Origin of the sequence: Streptomyces sp. H27-C3, assembly GCF_030063415.1 — a bacterium.
GTDB lineage: Bacteria > Actinomycetota > Actinomycetes > Streptomycetales > Streptomycetaceae > Streptomyces.
In genome coordinates this window covers 43,403-67,072 of record NZ_JASITA010000021.1, presented here as the reverse complement: position 1 = coordinate 67,072, position 23,670 = coordinate 43,403, and the positions used below count along the sequence as shown (strand labels likewise).

Here is a 23,670-nt window from a genome sequence, read left to right as displayed (position 1 = left end):
CAGGTCGGCCCCCCGTGACGAAGCTCACCCAATCACACGAACTACACATGTGGAAGGGGAAGTTGTACCGCGCAGACACCCTTCCGGCGAGTGAGACACACCTTCGTCTCCACGCCGGAAGGGCCTCTCACGCCTGCTTCGAAGCGAGCTCCACAACCGTGATGTCGGAGTCCGCGCCGACCCGTACCGGAGGCCCCCAGGCACCCGCGCCGCGCGAGACGTACAGCTGTGTGTCGCCGTACCGCTCCAGGCCCGCGAGGGTCGGATTGGCCTGCGCCGCGATCAGCGGGCCCGGCCAGAGCTGGCCGCCGTGGGTGTGTCCGGACAGCTGGAGGCCGACGTCGTAGCGGACCGCGTCGTGGATGACGACGGGCTGGTGCGCGAGGAGCACCGACGCGCGGCTGCGGTCCCGGTCACCCAGCGCCCGTACGAAGTCGGGGCCCTGGCCCTCGGATTCGCCCGCGATGTCGTTGACCCCGGCGAGGTCGAAGCCGGCGATCTCGACGCGGTCGTTCTCCAGGGGCCGCATGCCGAGCTCACGGACGTGGTCGACCCACTCGCCGGCCCCCGAGAAGTACTCGTGGTTGCCGGTGACGAAGTACGTGCCGTGGCGGGACTTGAGCCCGGCGAGCGGCTCGGCGGCGGACCCCAGGTCGGCGACGCTGCCGTCGACGAGGTCGCCGACGACGGCCACCAGGTCGGGCTGGGTCGCGTTGATGGTGTCGACGATGCGCTGGGTGTGCGCGCGCCCGAGGACCGGCCCGAGGTGGACGTCGCTGACGACGGCGATCCTGAACCCGTGGGCGCCGCGCGCGAGTTTGGCGAGCGGCACGGTGACCCGCTTCACGCGCGGACCGCGCAGTACGCCGTACGTCCCGTAGCCGACGGTGCCGAGCGCGGCGGCGGCGGCGGCCCCGCCGACCACCCGCGACACGAAGAGCCGCCGGGTGGGGCCCTGCGCCAGGGTCGTGCCCGCAGGCGCGGAAGTTCGTACGGCGGTGTCGGTGTCGGCGTCCGTGTTCGTGCCCGCTCGGCGGGCCAACGCCGTCACCGCACCCGTGGTGTTGGCCCCGGCGTCCGGCGCGACGTCGGACCCCGCGTCCGGTCCGGCCTGAGCCGCCTCGGGAACGGGCGGGACGACCGGGACCGGTGAGGAGCCGACACCCGCACCCGCGTCCCGCCGCGCCGGCACCCGCCGCAGCAGCGGCCGTACCGCCTCGCCCACCAGCAGGGCCGGCGTCAGATAGAGCAGCACGGCCAGCCACAGGTACCCCGGCCACGCGACCACCTGCTGGAACCAGAACGGCGCACCCGCGCGCCCCGAGACGAGCGCGCCCAGCATCAGCAGCGGCAGCACCACCAGGGTCACGGTGCCCGCCCGGCGCGGCCGGCCGGCCGGCGCCGTCGTGTCGCGGACCAGCCGCCGCCACACGTACCAGTGCACCCCGGCCAGCAGGGCCACGACCACGAGCCCGAGAAGAACGCCGACGACTACCACGTCTGCGCCTGGGTGCGCTCGCGGCGCAGATACCGCACTCCACGGAACCCGAGCACCCCAACGACCGTCCCCAGGAGAAAGGAAGTAATCGCGAGCAGCAGATGCACCCAGAAGTACGTGGTCGGGTCACCCGCGTCGTCAAAAGCGAGCCCGCTGCCGTCCTTCCACAGGTTCTTGACGAAAGTGATCCAGATGAACCAGCTCCACACCCCGAAGGCGAGCAGGAACCAGGAGACGGGGCGGCTGAGCTTCATGAGCTCAGTATCGCCACTGTCGCCAGGCCCGCTGCTCCGGGGTGGGCCGTCCCGGCGGCGAGCGCGGCGGGTCACCCCCGCCGTGTCGGGTTCCATGGTCGAGCCATGTACGTTCTCGTGCGTGTCTGCCGTTAAAAAGACCGCTCTGACGGTCCTCTCCGCCGCGCTGCTTCCCGCTCTCTTCGCCGCACCCGCGCACGCGGCCCCCGCGGACGACAAGCCCGGCGCCAAGAAGCACCCGAAACCGCCGGCCGCGATGTCCACGGTCGGCGGGACCCAGCTGGGCAGCCCGGGTGTGCAGGTGAAGCTGGGGGCGGGCGCCCCGGTCCTGCCCATGGAGCTGAGCGGCCGTTCATGGATCGTCGCGGACGCCCAGACGGGCGACGTGCTCGCCGCGAACAATGCCCACTGGCGGCTGCCGCCCGCCTCCACCATGAAGATGCTCTTCGCGGACACCGTGCTGCCCCGGCTGCCCAAGACGCAGATCCGCAAGGTCAAGGACTCCGACCTCGCGGGCATGGGCGAGGGCAGCAGCCTGGTCGGCATCAAGGAGGACCAGACCTACACGGTCCACGACCTGTGGCTCGGGGTGTTCCTGCGCTCGGGCAATGACGCGGTGCATGTGCTGTCCGCGATGAACGACGGCGTGCCCCAGACCGTTCGGGACATGCAGAAGCACGCCGAGGAGCTCCAGGCGCTGGACACGAATGTGGTGTCGCCCGACGGTTACGACGCCAAGGACCAGGTCAGCAGCGCGTACGACCTGACGCTCATCGCCCGCAGTGGAATGCAGAAGAAGGACTTCCGCGAGTACGCGTCAACGGCGAGCGCGCAGTTCCCGGGTGAAGAGAAGAAGGGGAAGAAGCGCGGGAGCTTCGGGATCCAGAACACCAACCGCCTGCTGACGGGCGATGCGGGCATCGAGCCGTACAAGGGCATCGCGGGCGTCAAGAACGGCAGCACCACGCATGCGGGGACGACCTTCACCGGGGTCGCGCAGCGCGGCGAGCGGGTGCTGCTCGTCACCGTCATGAACCCGTCGGCGAACGAGAGCCACGCCGTCTACAAGGAGAGCGCGCGTCTCCTCGACTGGGGCTTCGCCGCGGCCGGGAAGGTCACCCCGGTCGGTGAGCTGGTCGCGCCCAAGTCGGCGAAGACCGGCAGCACCAAGGGCGCCCCGCCGGCCGGCCAGGACTCGGCCAACCACGTGGGTCCCTCGGAGCTCGCCGCGACGGACGGTGGGGCCAGCGGCGTCGGGATCGCGCTCGCCATCTCGGGCGGCGCGCTGGTGCTGCTCGCCGCCGGTGTGCTCCTGATCAACCGGCGCTGGCCGCTGGCCGCCCTGGGGCGCCGCCGCCGCTGACACTCTCCGCTTCGGTCCCGGTCGTCTCCGGGGCCTCGGCGTCGCGTTCGCTGCTGTGCCGTGTCGCCGTCCAGGCGGCGCAGCACAGCAGCAGCTTCGCGGTGAAGCTGATCCACAGCAGGAGTGCGATCGGCACCCCGAAGGCGCCGTACACGCTCTTCGCCGCGATGCCCTTCATATAGCCGCCGAGCAGCAGCTTGAGCAGCTCGAAGCCGACCGCGCCGATGAGCCCGGCGGTGATCAGCCGGTGCCTGGCCGGGTGCACTCCCGGCAGCAGGGTCAGGATGTAGAGCAGCAGGACGAAGTCCGCGGCGACCGCGAGCGCGAGTGCGAGGATCTGGAGAAGCACTCCGCCCGCGCCGCTCTCCGAGATGCCGAGTTGGTCGGCGGTCCAGCCGACGGCGGTCGACCCGATGGAGGAGGCGGCCATCGAGGCGAGCCCGACCGCGCCGAGGCCGAGCAGCACACCGCCGTCCTTGAGCTTGCGCAGCAACGGGTTGCCCTCGTCGTCGTCCAGCTCCCACACGGCCCGCAGGCATTCCCGCATGGAGCCGACCCAGCCGATGCCGGTGAACAGGAGCAGCGCGCCGGCGACGAGTCCGACGGTGCCCGCGTTGTCCACCAGGGAGCCGAGGTCGAGCTGATCGGCGATGCCGGGCACCTGGTCGGACAACTTGTCCTCCAGGCTCTTGAGCCGATCGGCGGAGAGCAGCGCTGCGCCGATCGCGGCGGCCACGGTGATCAGCGGGAAGAGCGCCAGGAAACTGATGAACGTGATCGCGGCGGCCAGCCGGGACCAGTGCACCCGATCGAGGGTTTCGTACGTGCGCCACGCGTGCGTGGTCATCAGCCGCGTCACCAAAGGGCCGATGACAGGCAGCTTCTTCAACCAGTCCATGAAGTCCCTCTACCCTCCGAGCGGAAAACCAGCGTCCGTGTGCCCCAGAAACGCAGGCAGGTGGCGAGCCCCATGCCGACGACCGCTCCGGAGAGTGTGTCGGCCCGAGGCGAGGTGAGCCCGAGGCCGTAGTGCGAGACGCCGATGCACAGCAGCTGCACCAGAGCGCCGGCGACATTGACGGCGAAGAAGATCCCGTACTGGCGGAGTCTGGAGACCTGCGCGGCCCTCCCCCGGTAGGTGCCGACCGCGTTGCCGACGTACGCGACCGCGCAGCCGGCCAGGAACGCGACGGCCTTCGCGCTGAGCGGGTCCCAGCCGAGGGGCCCGCGCAGCCAGATGAAGAGCCCCAGGTCGGCGGTGTACGCGCACAGCCCGACGGCGGCGAAGCCGCCGATCTCCCGCCTGCTCGCCCGTGGCGTGCCGCTCACCCTCACAGGTCCGCGACCGCCAGCGCGTACATCGCCACCCATACGAGCCCGATCACCGCCAGCGCCCTGTCGCGCAGGACCACGTCCTCGGGGGCGCCCGCCGTGCCCCGGTCGGCGAAGACGGCGTAGCGCAGCACGGCGAGGATGAAGGCGATCATCGACAGCTGGCGCCAGGGCAGCAGGCTGCCGTTGGCCGTGCCGCCGCTCTCCAGCGCCCACAGGCAGTACCCGAGTACGGCGACACCGGCCGCGAGCTGCCATACGAAGCGCAGGTAGCCGGTGGTGTATTCGCTGAGCAGCGCCCGCGTCGCGCCGCCCTTGTCTGCCATGTGCACGGCTTCCGAGTAGCGCTTGGCGGACACCATGAAGAGCGCGCCGAACCCGGCGGTGATCAGGAACCAGCGGGAGAGCGGGATGGACAGGGCCACCCCGCCGATCATCGCGCGCATCAGGAAACCGGTGGTGACGACGACCAGGTCGACGACGAGGACGTGTTTGAGCGAGACGCAGTAGGCGAGTTGCATCAGGACGTACGCCGCGAGCAGCGCGGCCGTCATCGGGTTGCACAGCAGCGCGGCGGCGACGGGGACCAGGACGGCGAGCAGCCCGCCGACGCCGTACGCGACGGACACCGGCACCTGACCGGCGGCGACGGGGCGGCGGCACTTGACGGGGTGCGCGCGGTCGGCCTCGGCGTCGCGCGCGTCATTGATCAGGTACACGGCGGACGCGGCTGCCGTGAACAGCACGAAGACCAGAATCAGTTGGGTGAGGGCGTGCCGGGATGCCAGCTCTCCGGCGGCGGCGGGCGCGGCCACCACGAGGGCGTTCTTGACCCACTGGCGGGGCCGTGCGGTGCGCAGCAGCCCGGCGGGCAGGCCGAGCGGGCGGCGTCCGGGCCCGGACGCCGGTGTGGCGTGTACGGGCCGCTCGACGAGCGCGGCGGCTGTCGTGGTCACCCCCGCTGCGGCCTCCGCGGTGGCTGCTGTGGTGGTGCGCTCAGACATGGGCGGCTCTCCCGTCGACGATGGCCGGTAGCCCTGCCGGTCCTGTCATCCACGCCGCCCCCAGCGCGGCCATCACCCCGCCGAGCAGCGCGCCCGCCACCACGTCCGTCGGGTAGTGGACCCCGACGACGAGCCGGGACACGCACATCGCGGCGGCCAGCGGCGGTACGACGTGTCTGCCCAGCGGGGTCAGCGCGCCGAAGGCGACCACGGCTGCCGCCGCCGACGTGGCGTGCGAGCTGGGAAAGGAGTGCAGGCCCGCGGTACGCACCAGGGGTTCCCGGGAGGGCAGTTGGGGGCGGGGGCGGCGTACGGCCAGTTTGACGGCCATGCTCGCCAGGTGCGCGGCGCCGATGAGGGCCGTACCGCGCAGCCAGGCGTCGCGGCGCTCCCAGTCGGCGGCGGCGCCCACGAGTCCGGCGGCGATCCAGACGGCTCCGTGCTCACCGCACCAGGAGAGGCCGCGTGCGGCGGCGGCCAGGTGCGGGTCTGTTCCACAGTCCCGCATCGCCGACAGCAGACGGCGATCGACGTCTCGCATCTGTCACCCCTCTTCGGTAGCGGTGGCCCGGTGGATCGGACGCAGGCCGAGGGCGACTCTCATCGATAAAGCCCACTAATCGGGGATATTAATGACAACACCCCCTCAATCACCCGTTTCGCTCAGCCCGGCGGGCCCGAAGGGGACCTTTTGCTCAAATGGAACAGTTGCGAGCGATACGGTCATCGTCATGTCTGTCGACACCGTCTCAGTGACCGGTTGGGGCCGCACCGCCCCGACGACCACCCGCCTGGTCCGCCCGCGTACGTACGAGGAGGCGGCAGCCGCCGTCCGCGCCTGCGGGACGCTCGGCGCACGCGGTGGCATCGCCCGCGGCCTCGGCCGGGCGTACGGCGACGCCGCGCAGAACGCGGGCGGGTCCGTCCTCGATATGACCGGCCTGAACCGCGTCCATACGGTCGACGCCCGTACGGGCGTCGTGGTGTGCGAAGCGGGCGTGAGTCTGCACCGGCTGATGGAGGTGCTGCTGCCGCTCGGCTGGTTCGTGCCGGTGACGCCCGGGACCCGCTATGTGACCGTGGGCGGCGCGATCGGCGCGGACATCCACGGCAAGAACCACCACGGCTCGGGCTCCTTCTGCCGTCACGTCCTGTCGTTCGAACTCCTCACCGCGGACGGTGAGGTACGCACGGTCCCGGCAGGCACCGGGCTCTTCGACGCGACGGCGGGCGCGATGGGACTGACGGGCGTGATCCTCGCCGCCACGATCCAACTCCTGCCCGTCGAGACCTCGTTGATGTCGGTGGACACCGAACGGGCCACTGATCTGGACGACCTGATGGCCAGGCTCACCGCCACCGACCACCGCTACCGCTACTCGGTCGCCTGGATCGACCTCCTGGCGCGCGGCGCGGCGATGGGGCGCTCGGTCCTGACCCGGGGGGAGCACGCGCCGCTGGACGCGCTCCCGGCGCGCGCCCGCCGCGCTCCGCTCGCGTTCCGCCCCGGCCGGCTCCCGGCCGCGCCCGCCTTCGTACCCGAAGGGCTGCTGGGGCGGTCCTCGGTGGGCCTGTTCAACGAGCTCTGGTACCGCAGGGCGCCGCGTTCGCGGGTCGGCGAGCTCCAGAAGCTGTCGACGTTCTTCCACCCGCTGGACGGCGTTCCGCACTGGAACCGGATCTACGGGCGCGGCGGGTTCGTCCAGTACCAGTTCGTCGTCGGGTACGGGCAGGAGGAGACGCTGCGCCGGATCGTGCGGCGCATCTCGGAGCGCCGGTGCCCGTCGTTCCTCGCCGTTCTCAAGCGGTTCGGGGAGGGCGACCCCGGCTGGCTGTCCTTCCCGCTGCCCGGCTGGACGCTGGCGCTGGACATCCCCGCGAACATGCCGGGGCTCGGGGCGTTTCTCGACGAGCTGGACGAGGAGGTCGCGGGCGCCGACGGCCGGGTCTATCTGGCCAAGGACGCGCGGCTGCGCCCCGAAATGCTGGCGCGGATGTATCCGCGGCTGGCTGAATTCCGCGCGCTGCGCGCCGAATTGGACCCCGGTTCGCTCTTCACCTCGGACCTCTCACGCCGCCTCTCCCTCTGACCGAATTCACCGAGTTCCAGGAGATTCCTCATGAAGGACGCCTTCGGCACCCCGCAGTCCCTGCTCGTCCTCGGCGGTACGTCCGAGATCGGCCTGGCCACCGCCCGCCGCCTGGTGGCCCGCCGCACCCGTACGGTCTGGCTGGCCGGGCGCCCCTCCCCCGCGCTGGAGTCGGCGGCGGCCGGGCTGCGCGCCCTGGGCGCCGACGTCCGTACCGTCGCCTTCGACGCGCTCGACTCCGCGTCGCACGAGGAGACCCTCGGCAAGGTCTTCACCGAGGGGGACATCGACATGGTGCTGATGGCCTTCGGCGTTCTCGGCGACCAGGCGCACGACGAGGCCGAGCCGCTGGCCGCGGTCCGGGTCGCGCAGACCAACTACACGGGGGCCGTCTCCGCGGGCCTGGTGTGCGCCAACGCCCTCCAGGGGCAGGGCCACGGCTCGCTGGTCGTGCTGTCGTCGGTCGCCGCCGAGCGGGCCCGCCGCGCCAACTTCATCTACGGGTCCAGCAAGGCCGGCCTCGACGCCTTCGCCCAGGGCCTGGGGGACGCGCTGCACGGAACCGGCGTGCATGTCATGGTCGTGCGCCCCGGGTTCGTACGGACGAGGATGACCGAGGGTCTGGCGGAGGCTCCGCTGGCGACGACGCCCGAAGCGGTGGCGCTGGCCATCGAGACGGGCCTGCGGCGCCGCTCGGAGACCGTGTGGGTGCCGGGCGCCCTGCGGTTGGTCATGTCGGCCCTGCGCCACGCACCGCGCCCGCTGTTCCGGCGCCTGCCGGTCTGAGGGATCCCGGCCGGACCCCCTGCGGCCTGCTCAGGCGCCCGCGGACCTGAGCGCCACCCCGTGGACGCCCGTCGCCTTCGGCGCGCCTCCGGTGAGGAGCAGCGCGGTGATCCGGTCGGCGGGCCAAGTGCGGCGGGTGATCGAACTCAGGCGACTCGGCCGATGCCGGCGCCACCCCTACCCCCCAGCTTGGTCAGGGCACCCTGACATCGAGCCCGGGGTTGGGGCGGCGGGGCGTGGTGGGCTCGTCGACCGGCGAATTCTGCGCGGGCACACCGCCGGGCACCGTGCCGCCCCCGAAGGCGTAGTCGCAGAGCTTGCGCCACACGCCGTCCGCGCCCTGTTCGTACAGCGCGAAGCCGGAGCAGGACCACTGGGCGCCGTACTCGGAGAGCTCTTCGTACGCCCGGTCCATCCCCTCCTCGGAGATGTCGTGCGCGACGGTGACATGCGGGTGGTACGGGTAGTACAGCTCGCGCTGGAGCGGGCCCGACGCGTCCCTGACCCGCTTCTGGAGCCAGGAGCAGGCCGCGGCGCCCTCGACGACCTGCACGAAGACGACCGGGGAGAGCGGACGGAACGTACCGGTGCCGGACAGCCGCATCGGGAAGGACCGGCCCGCGGCCGCGACGGCGGCGAGGTGCGTCCCGACGGCGGGCAGCAGCGAGGAGTCCACCTCGGTGGGCGGCAGCAGGGTGACGTGGGTGGGGATGCCGTGCGCGGCAGGGTCCCCGAAGCTCGCGCGCCGCTCCTGGAGCAGGCTGCCGTACGGCTCCGGGACCGCGATCGAAACGCCGAGCGTTACGGTCCCCACGTCGTTCTCCTCCGTCATCCGGTCATCCGGTGTCGTGCTGCCAGTGTGCAGTGTGGCGGGCGCGTCGCCCCTGTGGCCAGAGTCCATCGACCCGGGCCTTCGGCCCGGCCGGTGGGCCGGGCCGGTACGTCAGTGCTTCGCGGGCAGGAAGCCGACCTTGTCGTAGGCCTGCGCGAGGGTCTCCGCGGCCACCGCGCGGGCCTTCTCGGCCCCCTTGGCCAGGATCGAGTCCAGCGTCTCCGGGTCGTCCAGATATTCCTGGGTGCGGCTCCTGAAGGGCGTGACGAATTCCACCATCGCATCGGCGAGGTCGGTCTTGAGCGCGCCGTACATCTTGCCCTCGTAGCTCTTCTCCAGGTCGGCGACGGTGGCGCCGGTGAGGGTGGAGTAGATGGAGAGCAGATTACTGACGCCCGGCTTGTCCACGGGGTCGTAGCGGATCACGGTGTCGGTGTCCGTGACCGCGCTCTTGATCTTCTTCGCGGTGGCCTTGGGCTCGTCGAGCAGGTTGATCAGGCCCTTGGGGCTGGACGCCGACTTGCTCATCTTCGCGGTGGGGTCCTGAAGATCGAAGATCTTCCCGGTCTCCTTGAGGATGTACGGCGCCGGCACCGTGAAGATCTCGCCGAAGCGGCCGTTGAAGCGCTCGGCGAGGTCGCGGGTCAGCTCGATGTGCTGGCGCTGGTCCTCGCCGACCGGGACCTGATCGGCCTGGTAGAGCAGGATGTCCGCGACCTGGAGGATCGGGTACGTGAAGAGGCCGACGGTGGCGCGGTCGCTGCCCTGCTTGGCGGCCTTGTCCTTGAACTGCGTCATGCGCGAGGCCTCACCGAAACCGGCGATGCAGTTCATGACCCAGCCGAGCTGGGCGTGCTCGGGGACCTGGCTCTGGACGAACAGCGTGCAGCGGTCCGGATCGAGCCCGGCGGCCAGCAGCTGGGCGACCGCGAGCCTGGTGTTGGCGCGCAGCTCGGCGGGGTCCTGCGGAATGGTGATCGCGTGCAGGTCGACCACCATGTAGAAGGCGTCGTGGGATTCCTGCAACGCCACCCACTGGCGCACGGCGCCCAGGTAGTTGCCGAGGTGGAACGAACCTGCGGTGGGCTGGATGCCGGAGAGCACACGAGGACGATCAGAGGCCATGAACCCATTCTCTCAGGTGCGGAACCCGGCTCTGCTCTCGGTGCCCGCCGCACATGGTCGCGAATGAGACGAGAAACACAGCGGGCCCGGTCCGCCCGGTGGCACCGAGCGCCCGGCAGGAGCGGTTTCCGGCAATGGAGTGCGATACGCGACACTCGCGCGGCCCGGACGGTGTACCAACGGGGTCACGGCCGTGCGGGCAGTCCGCACGGGCGTCCGATGGGGGGAACATGCGACTGTTACGACGACTGGCCGTCGCCTGCGGGGCCGCGCTCGCGACGGCGCTGCTGTGCGCACCACCGGCAGCGGCGGCCGACCCGACCAGCCTCCTGCTGACCTCGCCCGTCAGCGGCGAGGCGCACGCGGTCCACCGGTCGAGCGGCACGTACGCGGAGTTGGAGAAGCACCTGGGCACCGGGGAGCCCGGCGGGGTGCCGAAGCGCCCGCCGGTCGTCGACAAACCGGCCGACGAGGGCGGGACATGGCGCAGGATCACGGTCACCTGGCTGGTGCACGACGTGTCCGTGTGGCGGGTCGACCGGATCCATGTGCCGAAGTCCGGCGGGCCGGTCTGGGTCAGCACGGTGACGGACTCCGGCTCCCCGGCCGTGGAGCGCTGGCACCTGGCCGACGCCCCGGCGCGGCTCCACTCCCTGCTGGGCAGGCTCGGCGTCCTGGGCAGGGCGAAGGGCGACCCGGCGGCCACCGGCAACTACGTGGGCGAGGCGGACCACCCGCCGGACTTCGCCTCCCCCGGGGTGCCGGGACCGGCCGCGGTCGCCCCGGGGGACCCCGCGCCCGTCCCGGGGCCTCCGTCGTCCGCGTCGCCCGCCGCCACCGCGCCGGCCGGGTCCGGCGGCGGTACGAGCCGCTGGTGGGCGGTGCCGGGGCTGGCGGCCGGGATCCTGACGGGGCTCGCCGGTGCCACCCTGTTCCGGCGCAGGCGGGCCCCCCGGGGGTCGGGCCCGCCGGAGCCGCGCGGTCAACTCATCGACCTCTGAACGCGGAGAGCCGCGGAACCGGCGGTCGGGCGCGCCACGCCACAAGGTTTCTTCGCCGTCCGAGCGAGCGACGATAGAAAGGGGCACCATCCATGCCCCTCACCGGATGGATTGTCTCGACGATCGGAGACCCCGTGTCGACCACCACTGCTGCCATCGCCTCCGCGGAAGCGCACAGCGCGCACAACTACCACCCCCTGCCCATCGTCGTCGCCTCGGCGGAGGGTGCCTGGATGACCGACATCGAGGGCCGCCGCTACCTCGACATGCTCGCCGGGTACTCGGCGCTCAACTTCGGTCACGGCAACCGCCGTCTGATCGACGCGGCCAAGGCCCAGCTGGACAGAGTCACGCTGACCTCCCGCGCCTTCCACCACGACCGGTTCGCCGACTTCTGTACGCAGCTCGCCGAGTTGTGCGGCATGGAGATGGTGCTCCCGATGAACACCGGTGCGGAGGCGGTGGAGACGGCCGTGAAGACCGCCCGCAAGTGGGGATACCGGATCAAGGGCGTGCCGGACGGCCGGGCCAAGATCATTGTGGCGGGCGGCAATTTCCACGGCCGTACGACCACCATCGTCAGCTTCTCGACCGATCCCGAGGCGCGGGCCGACTTCGGCCCGTACACACCGGGCTTCGAGATCGTCCCGTACGGGGACCTGACGGCGCTCGACGCGGCGATGACCGAGAACACCGTGGCCGTCCTGCTTGAGCCGATCCAGGGCGAGGCCGGGGTGCTCGTGCCGCCTGCCGGGTATCTCGCGGGCGTGCGGGAGCTGACGCGTGCGCGCAACGTGCTCTTCGTCGCGGACGAGATCCAGTCGGGGCTCGGCAGGACGGGCCGGACCTTCGCCTGCGAGCACGAGGACGTCGTGCCGGACATGTATCTGCTGGGCAAGGCGCTGGGCGGCGGGGTCGTGCCGGTGTCCGCCGTGGTGTCGTCGGCCGAGGTGCTCGGCGTGTACCGGCCGGGCGAGCACGGTTCGACCTTCGGCGGGAACCCGCTGGCCTGCGCGGTCGCGCTGGAGGTCGTGGCGATGCTGCGCACCGGCGAGTTCCAGCAGCGCGCCACCGAGCTCGGCGACCACCTCCACCACGAGCTGGGGCTGCTGGTCGGCGGCGGCGCGGTCGACGCGGTGCGCGGCCGGGGGCTGTGGGCGGGCATCGACATCGTCCCGTCGCACGGCACCGGCCGGCAGATCTCCGAGCGGCTGATGGGGCGGGGTGTGCTGGCCAAGGACACCCATGGGTCGACGATCCGGATCGCCCCGCCGCTGGTGATCAGCAAGGAGGACCTGGACTGGGGCCTCGACCAGCTCAAGGGGGTACTGGCCCAGCAGTGACGGGCTCCCAGGGGGTGTCCGGCCGATCTCCGTGGGTGAAGGAGCGGGGGCTGGTGCGTGGAGCCGCGAGGCGCAGGAGGGAGTCGACGCGGAGCGTCGGCGACCGACGACAACGCCGCGGATGTGCGTGCCGGACCCCGCGACGCCACGGAGACCGGCCGGACACCCCCTAGAGGATCACATGCGGGAGAAAGCGGGCGTACTCGTCCGTGATCAGGCCCGCCGACTCCCGGATGCCGAGCCCCGCCGCCTCACTCTCGACGACCCACGCGCCGAGCACCACGCGGTTGCCGTCGAAGTCGGGCAGCGGGGCCAACTCCTGGTAGCAGACGGGTGCGTCGGTCACCGCGCGGGCGACCGGCGCCCAGCCCGCCTCGTGGATCGTGACGCCCGCGCCCTCCCGGCCGAGCAGTGGCTTGGCGACGTACCCGGGACCGTCGGTCGCGGCCAGCTCGCGCGGGCCGTCGAGATACGCGGCGAGCAGGTTCGGGTGGCCGGGGTAGAGCTCCCAAAGGATCGCCAGGAGCGCCTTGTTGGAGAGCAGCATCTTCCAGGCCGGCTCGATCCAGCAGGTGGCGCCGGTGCCGCCGCCGTTGTCGAGGGTGCTCAGGACGTGCGGCCCGAAGCGGTCGGTGGTCAGCCACTCCCAGGGGTAGAGCTTGAAGCAGCTGCGGATGAAGCGCAGCTTCTCGTCGACGAAGCGGCGCGACAGCCGGTCCCAGCCGATCCGTTCGACGGACAGTGCCTCGGTGGTGATCCCGGCCTGTTGGGCGGTCTCGCGCAGATACGCGACCGTCATCAGGTCCTCGCCCAGCTCGTCGCCGTCCGAGTGGACGAAGTACAGCGGGCCAGGCGGCAGCAGCGGGGCCTGCCGCTTCCACGCGTCGACGAGCCGCTCGTGCAGGGAGTTCCACTGGTCGGCGCCGGGGAAGCGCTCCTCCATCCAGAACCACTGCGGGCTGGCCGCCTCCACCAGCGAGGTGGGGGTGTCCGCGTTGTACTCCAGCATCTTGGCCGGGCCCGTGCCGTCGTAGCGCAGGTCGAACCGGCCGTATAGGGAGGGGAGTTCGGCGCGCCTGCGCCAGGCCTCGGAGATCCGTGAGACGAGTCGCGGGTCGGTGATGCCGAGGTCGGCGAAGCGGCTGCGCTCGACGATGTGCGCGGCGGCGGCCAGGCACATGGTGTGCAGTTCCTCGACGACCTCCTCCATCGCCTCGACCTCGGGCAGCGAGAACTCGTAGTACGCGCTCTCGTCCCAGTACGGGCGCAGCGAGCCGTCCGGGTAGCGGGTCAGGGGGTAGATGCAGCCCTGTTCCTCGACGGTCTGCTGCCAGCCGGGGCGCGGTTCGATCGTGTGGCGCTTCATCGCTCCGCGATCCGTTCCGTGATCCGTCAGCCGCCGCTGGAGCCGGAGGACCCGAAGCCGCCGCTGTCGACCGCCGACTTGTCGAAGCTGCCGTCGGAGACCTTGCCGCTGCTGACGCGGCCCCCGTAGTAGTGCGTGCCGTTCCCGTCGTCGTCGCACTCGTAGTCGGGCAGGACCTCGTGAGTGACCCGGTGCACGCACCGCTCGTCCGGCTCCGAACCACAGGCCGTGAGGGTCGCCGCGAGGACCCCCATGCCGCCGAGCAGCACCGTGCCCGACCTCATTTTGCGCCGTGTTGCCGCCATGTCCTGGCCCCTACCCCGTTGTTCGAACAAACTCTCCAGACCGTCGGACAGACTAGATGGCCCGATACCGCTGCCGGAACCCGGTGCACGATCCCTCCCCAACTAGAGTCCCTTTGTGCTCCTTGGGATGTTTTGCGCGCTCTGTTCAGCCGTCTGCATCGGCACCGCCTCGGTCCTCCAGGCCGTCGCGGCCCGCGCCGCGCAGCCCGGCACCGGCAGCGGCGTCGACGTGACCCTGCTGCTGCGCGCCCTGCGCCAGTGGCGGTACGTCGCCGGGCTCGCCCTCGACCTGATCGGCTTCGTCCTCCAGATCCTCGCACTGCTCACCATCCCGATCTACGCCGTCGAGGCGGCCCAGGCCGGCAGCCTCGCCGTCACGGCGGTGGTCGCCGCCCGCGTGCTGGGAATCCCCCTCAGCCGCACCGAGTGGGGCGCGGTCGCGGTGGTCTGTGCGGGCCTGGCGATGCTCGGGCTCTCCTCGGGCCCGGAGGGCACGGAGAACGGTCCGAGCGCGCTGCCGTACGCCCTGCTCGGCGTCGCGTGCGCGGTGGTCGTCACGGGCGCGCTGGCGGGGCGGCTCCGCGACCCGGCCCGGTCGCTGGTCCTCGGCTTCGGCGCCGGGACCGGTTTCGGGGTGGTGTCGGTTTCGGTGCGGCTGATCGACGATCCGGCGCCGGAGGTGCTGTTCGCCAACCCCGCCCTGTACGCACTGCTGCTCGGCGGCGGCGCGGCGTTCCTGCTGTTCACCTCGGCGCTCCAGCGCGGCTCGGTGACCACCGCGACGGCCGGTCTGGTGATCGGCGAGACACTCGGCCCCGCCGTCGTGGGGGTGGTCTGGCTCGGTGACCGTACGCGCGAGGGCCTGGCCTGGGTGGCGGTGCTCGGTTTCGCGGTGGCGGTGGCGGGCGCGCTGGCCCTGGCGCGGTTCGGTGCGGCGCCGGTCGCAGCGGCGGCCGACAACGAGACCGAGAAGGGGGCCGGGACCACCTGTTAAACCTCTGAGGGGTCGCTGCCGAAAAAAGTTTCAGCGGCCGGGAACCCGGCGGAGTGGTTGACCGTTCATATTTATGTAGGCTTTCAGACCTGCACCCACAGACTGCCCCGGTCGGTCCCCCCGTCCGGCCGGGGCTCCCCCGTTTGCTCCCGTCCGAGAGAGTGATCAACGGCCCGCGCCGGTACCCGCGCGCCACGTTTCCTCGTTGCAGACGGCGTGAACACTGCGAGCCCGTCCCACATACTGCCCACCCTCACCCGGACCGTTTCCGGCCCTCGTGACGACGCCGCTACGAGCGGCCAGACGCAGATCGTGACCGCTTGCCGCACGCACGGGGACACCCTGGTGATTGCCCTCCAGGGCGAGATCGACCGCTTCACCGCCGCTCCCCTGCACGCGCTGCTGACCTCCGCGGCCGCGTTCGGGCACACCCGTCTCGTCATTGACGCGACCCGCATCACATTCTGCGACTGCGGCTTCCTCAACGCCGTGCTCGGCTGGCGGCGCCGGGGCCGCAGGCTGTGCCTCGCGGCCTGCTCCCCCGCCGTGGAGCGGCTGCTGAACGCCGTCCACGCCACCGGCGACCGCCTCGCCAGGACCGCCACACTGGAGGAAGCGCTGATGTAGAGGCCCGCGGGACGCCATCCCCGCACTTCGACGAGACCGAGCTGGCCCAACTGATCTCCGTGATCATGGTCATCAACTCCTGGAACCGCATCGCGGTGACCACCCGCATGGTCCCGGACCACTACACGCCGGGCGCGGCCAAGGCCTGACGCAAGGGTGCCGGGCACCCCGTCCTGGGGCGCCCGGCACCTGCTGTTCGCTACGCGTCGCGCACTACTTCTTGGGGAGCCAGGCCTCCCAGACGGCCTTGTTCTCCTTGACCCACTTCTCGGCCGCGGCCGGGCCGGTCAGCTTGTCCTTGGCGATCGCCTTGGCGACGACGTTCTGCTGGTCGGTCGTCCACTTGAAGTTCTTCAGGAACTCGGCGGAGTCACCGCCGTCCTTCGCGAAGTCCGCGTTCAGGTACTTCTGCAGCGGGGTGTCGGCGTAGGCGCAGTCCGTCTTGGTGTCCGGGGCGTTGCAGCCTTCCTTGAACTCCGGCAGCTTCACCTCGACCAGGTCGATGTCGGCGTTCAGCCACTGCGGCTCCCACCAGTAGGTGATGAACGGCTTCTTGTCCTGGTACTTCTGCTGGATTTCCTTGATCTGGGCGGCCTCGTTGCCGGTCTCCTTGATGTGGAGATCAAGCTTGAGGTTCTTGATGAGGGGCTCGTCGTACGTCGTGTACGACGGAGCCGCGCCCAGGAACTCGCCCTTGCCCTCGCCACTGCCGGCGGTCGAGAAGTCCTTGGCGAGCTTGTTGATGCCCTTCCAGGTCTTGATCTCCGGGTGGGCGTCCGCGTAGTACTTCGGCACGAACCAGCCGATGTGGCCCTCGACGCCGAGGTCGCCGCCCTTGACGACGGTCTTCTTCTCGTCCAGGTAGAGCTGGGCCTTCTTGGGCGAGCCGCCCCAGTCCTCCATGATCGCGTCGGCCTTGCCGTTGTTCAGCGCGTCCCACGCGACCGGCTCGTCCAGCTGGAGGAGCTTGACCTTGACGTCCAGCTCCTTCTCCATGATCACCTTGGCGACCTCGGCGTTGGCGCGGGCGCCGACCCAGGAAGGCACGGTGAGGGTGACCTCGTCGGACGCCTCCTTCTTGGTGTCCGCGGCGCAGGAGCTGAGGGCGAGCATGCCGAGGATGCCGACTCCGGCGACGGAGGTGTTGCGTATCCGCTTGCTGAGCTTCACGAGAACGACTTCTTTCGTTGACAGAAGATCTGAGAGAAACGACAGAAACTGTGGGAGGCCGAAGCCTGTGGGGCCTGATCAGACCTGGTCGCGCGCCTTCGCGGCGGCGCCGGTCTGGGTGATCCGGTCGAGCAGCAGGCCGAGGCAGACGATCGCGAGACCGGCCGTCATGCCGAGCCCCAGATCACCCTTGGCGAGGCCCTTGACCACGTCGACGCCGAGCGCGCCGCCGCCGATCATGCCGCCGATGACCACGAGCGCGAGGACCAGGACAACGCCCTGGTTGACGGCGAGCTGCAGTGCGGGCCGGGCCAGCGGCAGCTGCACCTGGAAGAGCTGCTGACGCGTATTGGCGCCGAGCGAGCGCGCCGCTTCGAGCGCCGCCGGGTCGACCTGCTTGATCCCCTGCGCGGTGATGCGTACGACGGCGGGCAGTGCGTACACCACCGCCGCGCCGATGGCGGCCGTACGGCCGCCGCTGAACAGGGCGATCATCGGAATCAGATAGATGAACTGCGGCATCGTCTGCATGATGTCGAGCACCGGCCTGATGAGCCGCTCCGCGCGCTCCACGCGCGCGGCCAGCACACCGATCGCGAAGCCGAGCAGCAGCGTCACCACGAGCGCGGCGATCACCTGCGAGAGCGTGTCCATCGAGCGGGTCCACAGACCCATCGCGCCGATGGCGCCCAGCGATGCCACGACGGTGATGGCGGCCCGCCAGCGGCCCGCGAGGAAGCCCAGGACACCGGCGACCAGCACCAGCGACCACCACGGGGTGGTCTGGAGCAGGTCGCGCACCGGGTTGATCACCCAGCTGGCGAAGCCTTCGGACCAGGTGAGGGTGCCACCCAGGACGGGGACGCCGGAGCCGAGTTCGTCCTCGATGAAGTCGACCACGGTGTTGACCGGGCCACTGATCGCGACGACCCAGCCCTCGGGCCACTCCTGCTTGTCGAGGGCCCGGCCGAGCAGGGCGCCGCCGACCGTGACGGCCGCCAGGACCGGCCAGAGAATCCACGGGGTCTTCCGCTCGGCGGCCGACGGGTCGTCCAGTTGTTCACCTGCCGCCGCGGTTGTCCGGTCCAGCCAGACGGCGATCAGGACGACGGCGATACCGGCAGGCAGGGCGAGTCCGACATCGACCGTGGACAGCGCGGTGAAGATTTCGTCGCCGAGCCCCTCCGCGCCGATCATCGACGCGAGGACGACCATCGACAGACACATCATGATCGTCTGGTTGAGGCCGAGCAGCATCTGCTTGCGGGCCAGCGGCAGCCGCGCCGTCAGCAGCTGCTGACGGGCGTTCGCGCCGAGCGAGGCGGATGCTTCCAGCGCGGCGGCGTCCGCGCCGCGCAGGCCCAGCGAGGTGAGGCGGGCCATCGGCGGGGCGGCGTAGATCACTGTCGCGACGAACACCGACGGGGTGCCGATGTCGAAGAGCAGCACGAAGGGCAGCAGGTACGAGAAGGCCGGCAGCACCTGCATGGTGTCGAACACCGGGCGCAGCAGGCGCTCGCAGCGGTCGGACAGTCCGGCGGCGAGGCCGAGCAGCGCTCCGACGACGGCCGCGGCGGTCACCGTGACGATCATCAGGGCCAGCGTTTCCATCGCCGGTTCCCACATGCCGAGCAGGCCGATCGCCAGGAAGGTGCCGAGCGCGGTGCCCGCGGTGCGCAGTGCGCGGCGGCGCAGTCCGGCGCCTCCCGCGTACCAGGCGACCAGTACGGCGGCGACGGTCACACCGATGAAGCCGAGGCCTTCGAGCAGGCTGAGCACACCGTCGACGGAGCCCTCGGCCGCGTTGCTGATGTGCAGCAGGAAGTAGAGGAAGAGCGGGTGGGTGGTCCGGTTGTCGACCAGCCAGCGGTTCAGGTCGTCGAGCGGGGAGCGGATGTCGACCGTGAGGTCGGCGGGCCACGCTCCGCCGCCGGACGTCACGACGGCGCTGACGACCGCGACGAGGAGGACGGCGAGCAGCAGCATCGCCCGGGGGTTCCCGGCGATCCTGGCCAGCGGGCCAGGGGCGCCCTTCTCGGTATCGAGCGTGTCGGGCACGTCGGGCGCGTCGCGCTTGTCGAGGACGGAATTCGGGGCGGCACTCATACGGCCGCCACCTCCTTGTCCTGGGTATCGCCGTTCGCCGTGTCGTCGATACCGGCGACGACGGCGAGCAGCCGCTCGTGATCCACGACGCCGATGGTGCGCCCGGCGTCGACCACGCGGCAGTGGCCGCCACTGCGGGCGACGGCCTCGATCGCGTTGACGACGAGCGTGTCGGGGGTCAGCGCGGCGCCGGTCTCGGCCTCGCCGGCCTCGGCGGGCCGCATCGCGCGGCGTACGGAGATGACCTGCTCGCGCGGGACGTCGCGGACGAAGTCGCTTACGTAGTCGTCGGCCGGGTTGGAGACGATCTCCTCCGGCGTGCCGAGCTGCACGATGGCGCCGTTGCGCATCAGGGCGATGCGGTCGCCGAGGCGCAGTGCCTCGTTCAGGTCGTGGGTGATGAAGACCATCGTGCGGCCCTCTTCGCGGTGCAGGCGCATGACTTCTTCCTGCATGTCCCGCCGGATCAGCGGGTCGAGCGCACTGAACGGTTCGTCGAAGAGGAGCACTTCGGGGTCGACGGCGAGGGCGCGGGCGAGGCCGACGCGCTGCTGCTGGCCGCCGGACAGCTGTCCGGGCCTGCGCAGCTCCATGCCTTCGAGGCCGACCTTGGTGACGATCTCCTGGGCCCTGGCGCGGCGCTCGGTGCGGCCGACGCCCTGGATCTCCAGGCCGTACGCGACATTGTCGAGGACGGTGCGGTGCGGCAGCAGCCCGAAGTGCTGGAAGACCATCGCGGCGCGGTGCTTGCGCAGTTCACGCAGCCGGTTCTTGTCCATGCCGATCACGTCCTCGCCGTCGAAGGCGAGGGATCCGGCGGTGGGCTCGATGAGCCGGGTCAGGCAGCGTACGAGCGTGGACTTGCCCGAGCCGGAGAGGCCCATGACGACGAAAACCTCGCCCTTCCGCACATCGAAGCTCACGTCGCGCACGGCGGCGGTGCAGCCGGTGCGCGCGGTGAGCTCTTCGGCGGGCAGTGCGGCGAGCTCTTCGTCGCCGGGTATGCGGTCGGCCTTCGGGCCGAACACCTTCCACAGATTGCGTACGGAGAAGACCGGTTCGGCGGCGTTCGCCTCGGTGTTCGTCGCGGCGCTCCTGTCGTCGTTCATGCCGTCGGCCGGGTTGTCACTCGTTCCGTCGTTCGTTCCGTCGTTCATGCCGTCGTTCATGCCGTCGATTATTTCGGTGCTCTTCTTGAGGTCGGTCATCACGCATCACCTCCCGGTGCAGTGGTTCCAGCAAGCATTTCGGCGCACTTCTCCCCGACCATGAGGACCCCGATCATCGGGTTCACAGAGGGCATCGTGGGGAAGACGGATGCGTCGGCGATACGGATGCCTTCGAGGCCGCGAATTTTCAAGTCCGGCGTCACTACGGCCAGTTCATCACCGGAAGCACCCATTCGGCAGGTCCCTGCCGGGTGGTACACGGTGTGCGCGACCTTGCGCGCGTACTCGCTGATGTCCTCGTCGGACGTGACGTCGGGCCCCGGGCAGACCTCGCGCTTGAGCCAGTGGGCCAGCGGCTCGGACTTGGCGATCTCCCGGGCGATCTTGATGCCGTCGACCAGCGTCCGGCCGTCGTAGTCGTCCTCGTCCGTGAAGTAGCGGAAGTCCAGCGCGGGCTTGTCGGCCGGGTCCGCGCTGGTGAGGAAGAGCCGGCCGCGGCTGCGCGGCTTGGGGATGTTCGGGGTCATCGACACCCCGTGCGGGGGGCGTTCGTAGCCCAGGCGCTCCGGGTTGTCGGTGAACGGGATTTGGTAGAAGTGGAACATCAGGTCCGGGCCCTCGGACTCGGGGTCCCTGCGCACGAACAGACCCGCGTCGGAGTCCATCGCGGAGTTCTCCGGGATCGGCCCGTCCGTCTCCCAGACGATGACCGACTCGGGGTGGTCGAGCAGGTTCTCGCCGACGCCCGGCAGGTCGACGACCACGGGGATGCCGAGCGCTTCGAGGTCGGCGCGGGGGCCGATGCCGGAGTGCATGAGCAGCCGCGGGGTGTCCACCGCGCCCGCGCAGACCAGGACTTCGCGGCTGGCCTCGACGAGGATTTCCTCGCCGTCCTTGGTCCTGACGTGCACACCGGTGGCCCGGCCGCCGTCGAGCTCCAGCTTGTACGCCCAGGTCTCCAGCATGATGTGGAGGTTCGGCCGGTCCAGGAACGGGTGCAGGTACGCGACCGACGCGGACGAGCGCTTGTTGTTCTCCGGGTGGTACGCGAGGTCGAAGAAGCCGACGCCCTCGTGGAAGGGCTTCTTGTTGAAGCCCTCGATACGCGGCACGTCGAGCGCGGCCTGCGCCGCGTCGACGAAGTCGCGGGCGATGGCGTTACGGTCCTTCTCGTCGACCGGCACGATGTTGTTGCGCAGCTTGTGGAAGTACGGGCCCATGGCCTCGGCGTCCCAGCCGTCGGCCCCGGCCGCCGCCCACTCGTCCCAGTCGGAGGGCAGCGGCTGGAAGGCGATGAGGGTGTTGTGCGAGGAGCAGCCGCCCAGCACGCGGGCGCGGCTGTGCCGGATGTGGGAGTTGCCGCGGGGCTGCTCGGTGGTGGGGTAGTCGTAGTCGAGCTCCCCGCCGAGCAGGCCCATCCAGCGGCGCAGGGTGAGGACTTCCGGACGGTCGACGTCGGAAGGACCGCCCTCGATGACGGCGACGCGGACGGAGGGGTCCTCGGTGAGACGGGATGCGATCACCGATCCTGCGGTGCCGCCCCCGACGACGACGTAGTCGTATACGGGCATGGGTTGCTGCTCCTCTTTTCGTGCGGCCACGGTTACGGCCGGTCCAGCGTGTTCAGCGCGCCCCAGCAAAATTCAGCCCGTCCGGCGTTTGAGGACCGGGGCCTGGGGCGGAGCCCCAGTTCGGGAAGGGGCGGGTAGGGGAAAAACTCAGCCCGCAAACCACCGCACCGGCTGCGGATTCAGGTTCTGATAGATGTGCTTCGCCTCTCGGTACTCCGCGAGCCCTGCAGGACCCAGCTCGCGCCCCACACCCGACTTGCCGAAGCCGCCCCACTCCGCCTGCGGCAGGTAGGGGTGGAAGTCGTTGATCCACACCGTGCCGTGCCGCAGCCGTCCCGCGACGCGACGCGCGCGCCCCGCGTCCGCCGTCCACACGCCGCCGGCCAGACCGTACTCGGTGTCGTTGGCGAGCGTGACGGCCTCGTCCTCGGTGCGGAAGGTCTCCACCGTCAGGACGGGGCCGAAGACCTCCTCGCGTACGACGCGCATCTCGCGGTGGCACTGGTCGAGGACGGTCGGCGCGTAGAAGTAGCCCTCGGCGGGGCGTACGTCGGACGGCTCGGGGCGGGCGCCGCCGGAGCGGAGCACCGCGCCTTCCTCCAGGGCGGAGGCGACGTACATCTCGGTCTTCGCCAGCTGCTGCGCGGAGACGAGAGGGCCGCACTCGACGCCGTCGGCGGTGCCGCGGCCGAGGCGGACCCTGGATGCGCGCCGTGCGAGTTCGGCGACGAAGCGCTCGCGCACCGACTCCTCGATGATGAGGCGCGAGCCGGCCGAGCAGACCTGGCCGCTGTGGATGAAGGCGGCGTTCAGTGCCTGGTCGACGGCGGTGTCGAAGCCCTCTTCGGTGGCGCAGGCGTCGGCGAAGACGACGTTGGGGTTCTTGCCGCCGAGTTCGAGGGCGACCTTCTTCACGGTGACGGCCGCGGCCTGCATCACCTTGGTGCCGCTGGTGAGTCCGCCGGTGAACGACACGAGGTCGACGTCGGGGTGCTCGGACATCCGCGCGCCCACGGGGTCGCCCGCGCCGGTCACGATGTTGGCGACACCGGCCGGAAGACCGGCTTCGACCAGCAGCTCAATGAGCGCGACGGTCGTCAGCGGGGTGATCTCGCTGGGCTTGATCACAAAAGTATTGCCTGCGGCCAGAGCCGGGGCAATCTTCCAACTGGCCTGCAACAGCGGATAGTTCCAGGGGGCGATCAGCGAACAGACACCGACCGGTTCGTGTACGACGACGCTGTGGATCTCGGGAGATCCGGCGTCCACCACCCGCCCGCCGCTCTCGTTCATCACAAGGTCGGCGAAGTAGTTGAAGGCGTCGCTCACGCAGTCGACGTCGACCCGGCCCTCTTCGAGGGTCTTTCCGGCGTCGCGGCTCTCCAGGAGACCTATTTCCTCACGGTCCCGCTGGAGCAGCTCGGCGACACGGCGCAGCAGCGCGGCACGCTCGGCCACCGGGGTGCGGGGCCACTCGCCCTCGTCGAACGCCGTACGGGCGGCTGCCACCGCGGCATCGACGTCCGCGACCCCGCCTTCGGCGACAACGGCGAACGGCATGGCGTCCGCGGGGTCGAGGATGTCACGCGTGGCGCCGGAGGCGGCTGCTTGCCACTTCCCGCCCACATGGATGGTCTTTTGTGCCGACACGTCGTGTTTAGCCTTCCGTTCCCGATTTATTCCCGGCTGGTTCCTGACTGGCAAGAACCAGCAACCCGGGCCCCTCCCCCGAGG

22 protein-coding genes and 1 pseudogene are annotated in these 23,670 nt (G+C 70.7%); 8 read left to right on the top strand and 15 right to left on the bottom strand.

Annotated elements, in window-relative coordinates:
• Positions 1-127: 127 nt before the first annotated feature.
• Positions 128-1,498 (bottom strand): metallophosphoesterase, encoded by a 1,371-nt coding sequence (locus tag QMK30_RS21570; protein WP_283519920.1) that lies wholly within the window; start codon positions 1,496-1,498, stop codon positions 128-130.
• The gene (locus QMK30_RS21565) at positions 1,492-1,752 is read right to left on the bottom strand and encodes an SCO4848 family membrane protein (protein WP_283519919.1); all 261 of its coding nucleotides are present in this window, start codon (positions 1,750-1,752) and stop codon (positions 1,492-1,494) included. Before QMK30_RS21565 ends, QMK30_RS21570 begins: the two co-directional genes overlap by 7 nt.
• Here QMK30_RS21565 and QMK30_RS21560 point away from each other — a divergent pair.
• Positions 1,691-3,115 carry a DUF5136 domain-containing protein gene (locus QMK30_RS21560; protein ID WP_283519918.1) on the top strand — a complete coding sequence of 475 codons (1,425 nt, stop codon included), beginning with the start codon at positions 1,691-1,693 and terminating at the stop codon, positions 3,113-3,115. The genes QMK30_RS21565 and QMK30_RS21560 overlap by 62 nt on opposite strands.
• On the opposite strand, the gene QMK30_RS21555 is transcribed toward QMK30_RS21560, so the two are convergent.
• The 4 genes from QMK30_RS21555 to QMK30_RS21540 are packed head-to-tail and all read right to left on the bottom strand — an operon-like array spanning position 3,069 to position 5,992.
• On the bottom strand, positions 3,069-4,013 hold the full coding sequence (locus tag QMK30_RS21555) for a YihY/virulence factor BrkB family protein (RefSeq protein ID WP_283519917.1): 945 nt from the start codon (positions 4,011-4,013) through the stop codon (positions 3,069-3,071). The genes QMK30_RS21560 and QMK30_RS21555 overlap by 47 nt on opposite strands.
• Entirely contained in the window at positions 4,001-4,486 is a 486-nt protein-coding gene (locus QMK30_RS21550) for a GtrA family protein (RefSeq protein WP_283519916.1), read from the bottom strand. The genes QMK30_RS21555 and QMK30_RS21550 overlap by 13 nt, the downstream gene beginning before the upstream one ends.
• Positions 4,447-5,451, bottom strand: coding sequence for a decaprenyl-phosphate phosphoribosyltransferase (locus QMK30_RS21545; protein ID WP_283519915.1), 1,005 nt, complete (start codon positions 5,449-5,451; stop codon positions 4,447-4,449). Before QMK30_RS21545 ends, QMK30_RS21550 begins: the two co-directional genes overlap by 40 nt.
• Positions 5,444-5,992 carry a phosphatase PAP2 family protein gene (locus QMK30_RS21540; RefSeq protein ID WP_283519914.1) on the bottom strand — a complete coding sequence of 183 codons (549 nt, stop codon included), beginning with the start codon at positions 5,990-5,992 and terminating at the stop codon, positions 5,444-5,446. Before QMK30_RS21540 ends, QMK30_RS21545 begins: the two co-directional genes overlap by 8 nt.
• Before the next feature lie 190 nt (positions 5,993-6,182).
• Between QMK30_RS21540 and dprE1 the strand changes: the two genes are divergently transcribed.
• Together dprE1 and dprE2 are read left to right on the top strand one after the other, a co-directional pair.
• The gene (dprE1, locus tag QMK30_RS21535; protein WP_283519913.1) at positions 6,183-7,541 is read left to right on the top strand and encodes a decaprenylphosphoryl-beta-D-ribose oxidase; all 1,359 of its coding nucleotides are present in this window, start codon (positions 6,183-6,185) and stop codon (positions 7,539-7,541) included.
• 30 nt (positions 7,542-7,571) lie between these two features.
• Entirely contained in the window at positions 7,572-8,327 is a 756-nt protein-coding gene (dprE2, locus tag QMK30_RS21530; protein WP_283519912.1) for a decaprenylphospho-beta-D-erythro-pentofuranosid-2-ulose 2-reductase, read from the top strand.
• Positions 8,328-8,520: 193 nt separating this feature from the next.
• Here dprE2 and QMK30_RS21525 read toward each other — a convergent pair whose 3' ends face one another.
• Positions 8,521-9,141, bottom strand: coding sequence for a 2'-5' RNA ligase family protein (locus tag QMK30_RS21525; protein ID WP_283519911.1), 621 nt, complete (start codon positions 9,139-9,141; stop codon positions 8,521-8,523).
• A gap of 129 nt (positions 9,142-9,270) precedes the next feature.
• Positions 9,271-10,284 carry a tryptophan--tRNA ligase gene (gene trpS, locus QMK30_RS21520; RefSeq protein WP_283519910.1) on the bottom strand — a complete coding sequence of 338 codons (1,014 nt, stop codon included), beginning with the start codon at positions 10,282-10,284 and terminating at the stop codon, positions 9,271-9,273.
• Positions 10,285-10,514: 230 nt separating this feature from the next.
• Between trpS and QMK30_RS21515 the strand changes: the two genes are divergently transcribed.
• Entirely contained in the window at positions 10,515-11,285 is a 771-nt protein-coding gene (locus tag QMK30_RS21515) for a hypothetical protein (RefSeq protein ID WP_283519909.1), read from the top strand.
• Positions 11,286-11,419: 134 nt separating this feature from the next.
• Positions 11,420-12,628, top strand: a complete 1,209-nt coding sequence (gene rocD / locus QMK30_RS21510) for an ornithine--oxo-acid transaminase (RefSeq protein WP_283519973.1) — start codon at positions 11,420-11,422, stop codon at positions 12,626-12,628.
• A gap of 169 nt (positions 12,629-12,797) precedes the next feature.
• Here rocD and QMK30_RS21505 read toward each other — a convergent pair whose 3' ends face one another.
• On the bottom strand, positions 12,798-13,994 hold the full coding sequence (locus QMK30_RS21505) for a glutathionylspermidine synthase family protein (protein WP_283519908.1): 1,197 nt from the start codon (positions 13,992-13,994) through the stop codon (positions 12,798-12,800).
• A gap of 26 nt (positions 13,995-14,020) precedes the next feature.
• Positions 14,021-14,299 carry a hypothetical protein gene (locus tag QMK30_RS21500; RefSeq protein ID WP_283519907.1) on the bottom strand — a complete coding sequence of 93 codons (279 nt, stop codon included), beginning with the start codon at positions 14,297-14,299 and terminating at the stop codon, positions 14,021-14,023.
• Between the two features lie 127 nt (positions 14,300-14,426).
• Between QMK30_RS21500 and QMK30_RS21495 the strand changes: the two genes are divergently transcribed.
• The 3 genes and pseudogenes from QMK30_RS21495 to QMK30_RS21485 form a co-directional block, all read left to right on the top strand.
• Positions 14,427-15,293 carry a DMT family transporter gene (locus QMK30_RS21495; protein ID WP_283519972.1) on the top strand — a complete coding sequence of 289 codons (867 nt, stop codon included), beginning with the start codon at positions 14,427-14,429 and terminating at the stop codon, positions 15,291-15,293.
• Positions 15,294-15,509: 216 nt separating this feature from the next.
• Entirely contained in the window at positions 15,510-15,920 is a 411-nt protein-coding gene (locus QMK30_RS21490) for an STAS domain-containing protein (protein ID WP_283519906.1), read from the top strand.
• A gap of 23 nt (positions 15,921-15,943) precedes the next feature.
• Positions 15,944-16,069: pseudogene (locus tag QMK30_RS21485) on the top strand (carboxymuconolactone decarboxylase family protein); the annotation flags it as partial.
• Between the two features lie 64 nt (positions 16,070-16,133).
• Here the strand turns inward: QMK30_RS21485 and QMK30_RS21480 are convergent.
• The 5 genes from QMK30_RS21480 to QMK30_RS21460 all read right to left on the bottom strand — a co-directional run bounded on the left by QMK30_RS21480 (position 16,134) and on the right by QMK30_RS21460 (position 23,586).
• Entirely contained in the window at positions 16,134-17,090 is a 957-nt protein-coding gene (locus QMK30_RS21480; protein WP_283519905.1) for a glycine betaine ABC transporter substrate-binding protein, read from the bottom strand.
• Between the two features lie 78 nt (positions 17,091-17,168).
• On the bottom strand, positions 17,169-19,196 hold the full coding sequence (locus QMK30_RS21475; protein WP_283519904.1) for an ABC transporter permease: 2,028 nt from the start codon (positions 19,194-19,196) through the stop codon (positions 17,169-17,171).
• A complete protein-coding gene (locus QMK30_RS21470) occupies positions 19,193-20,305 on the bottom strand; it encodes a quaternary amine ABC transporter ATP-binding protein (protein WP_283519971.1) in 1,113 nt (370 codons plus the stop codon). Before QMK30_RS21470 ends, QMK30_RS21475 begins: the two co-directional genes overlap by 4 nt.
• 98 nt (positions 20,306-20,403) lie before the next feature.
• Complete coding sequence (locus tag QMK30_RS21465) at positions 20,404-21,936, bottom strand: GMC family oxidoreductase (RefSeq protein ID WP_283519903.1); 1,533 nt, start codon at positions 21,934-21,936, stop codon at positions 20,404-20,406.
• Between the two features lie 147 nt (positions 21,937-22,083).
• Positions 22,084-23,586 carry an aldehyde dehydrogenase family protein gene (locus QMK30_RS21460; protein WP_283519902.1) on the bottom strand — a complete coding sequence of 501 codons (1,503 nt, stop codon included), beginning with the start codon at positions 23,584-23,586 and terminating at the stop codon, positions 22,084-22,086.
• Between the last annotated feature and the right edge of the window lie 84 nt (positions 23,587-23,670).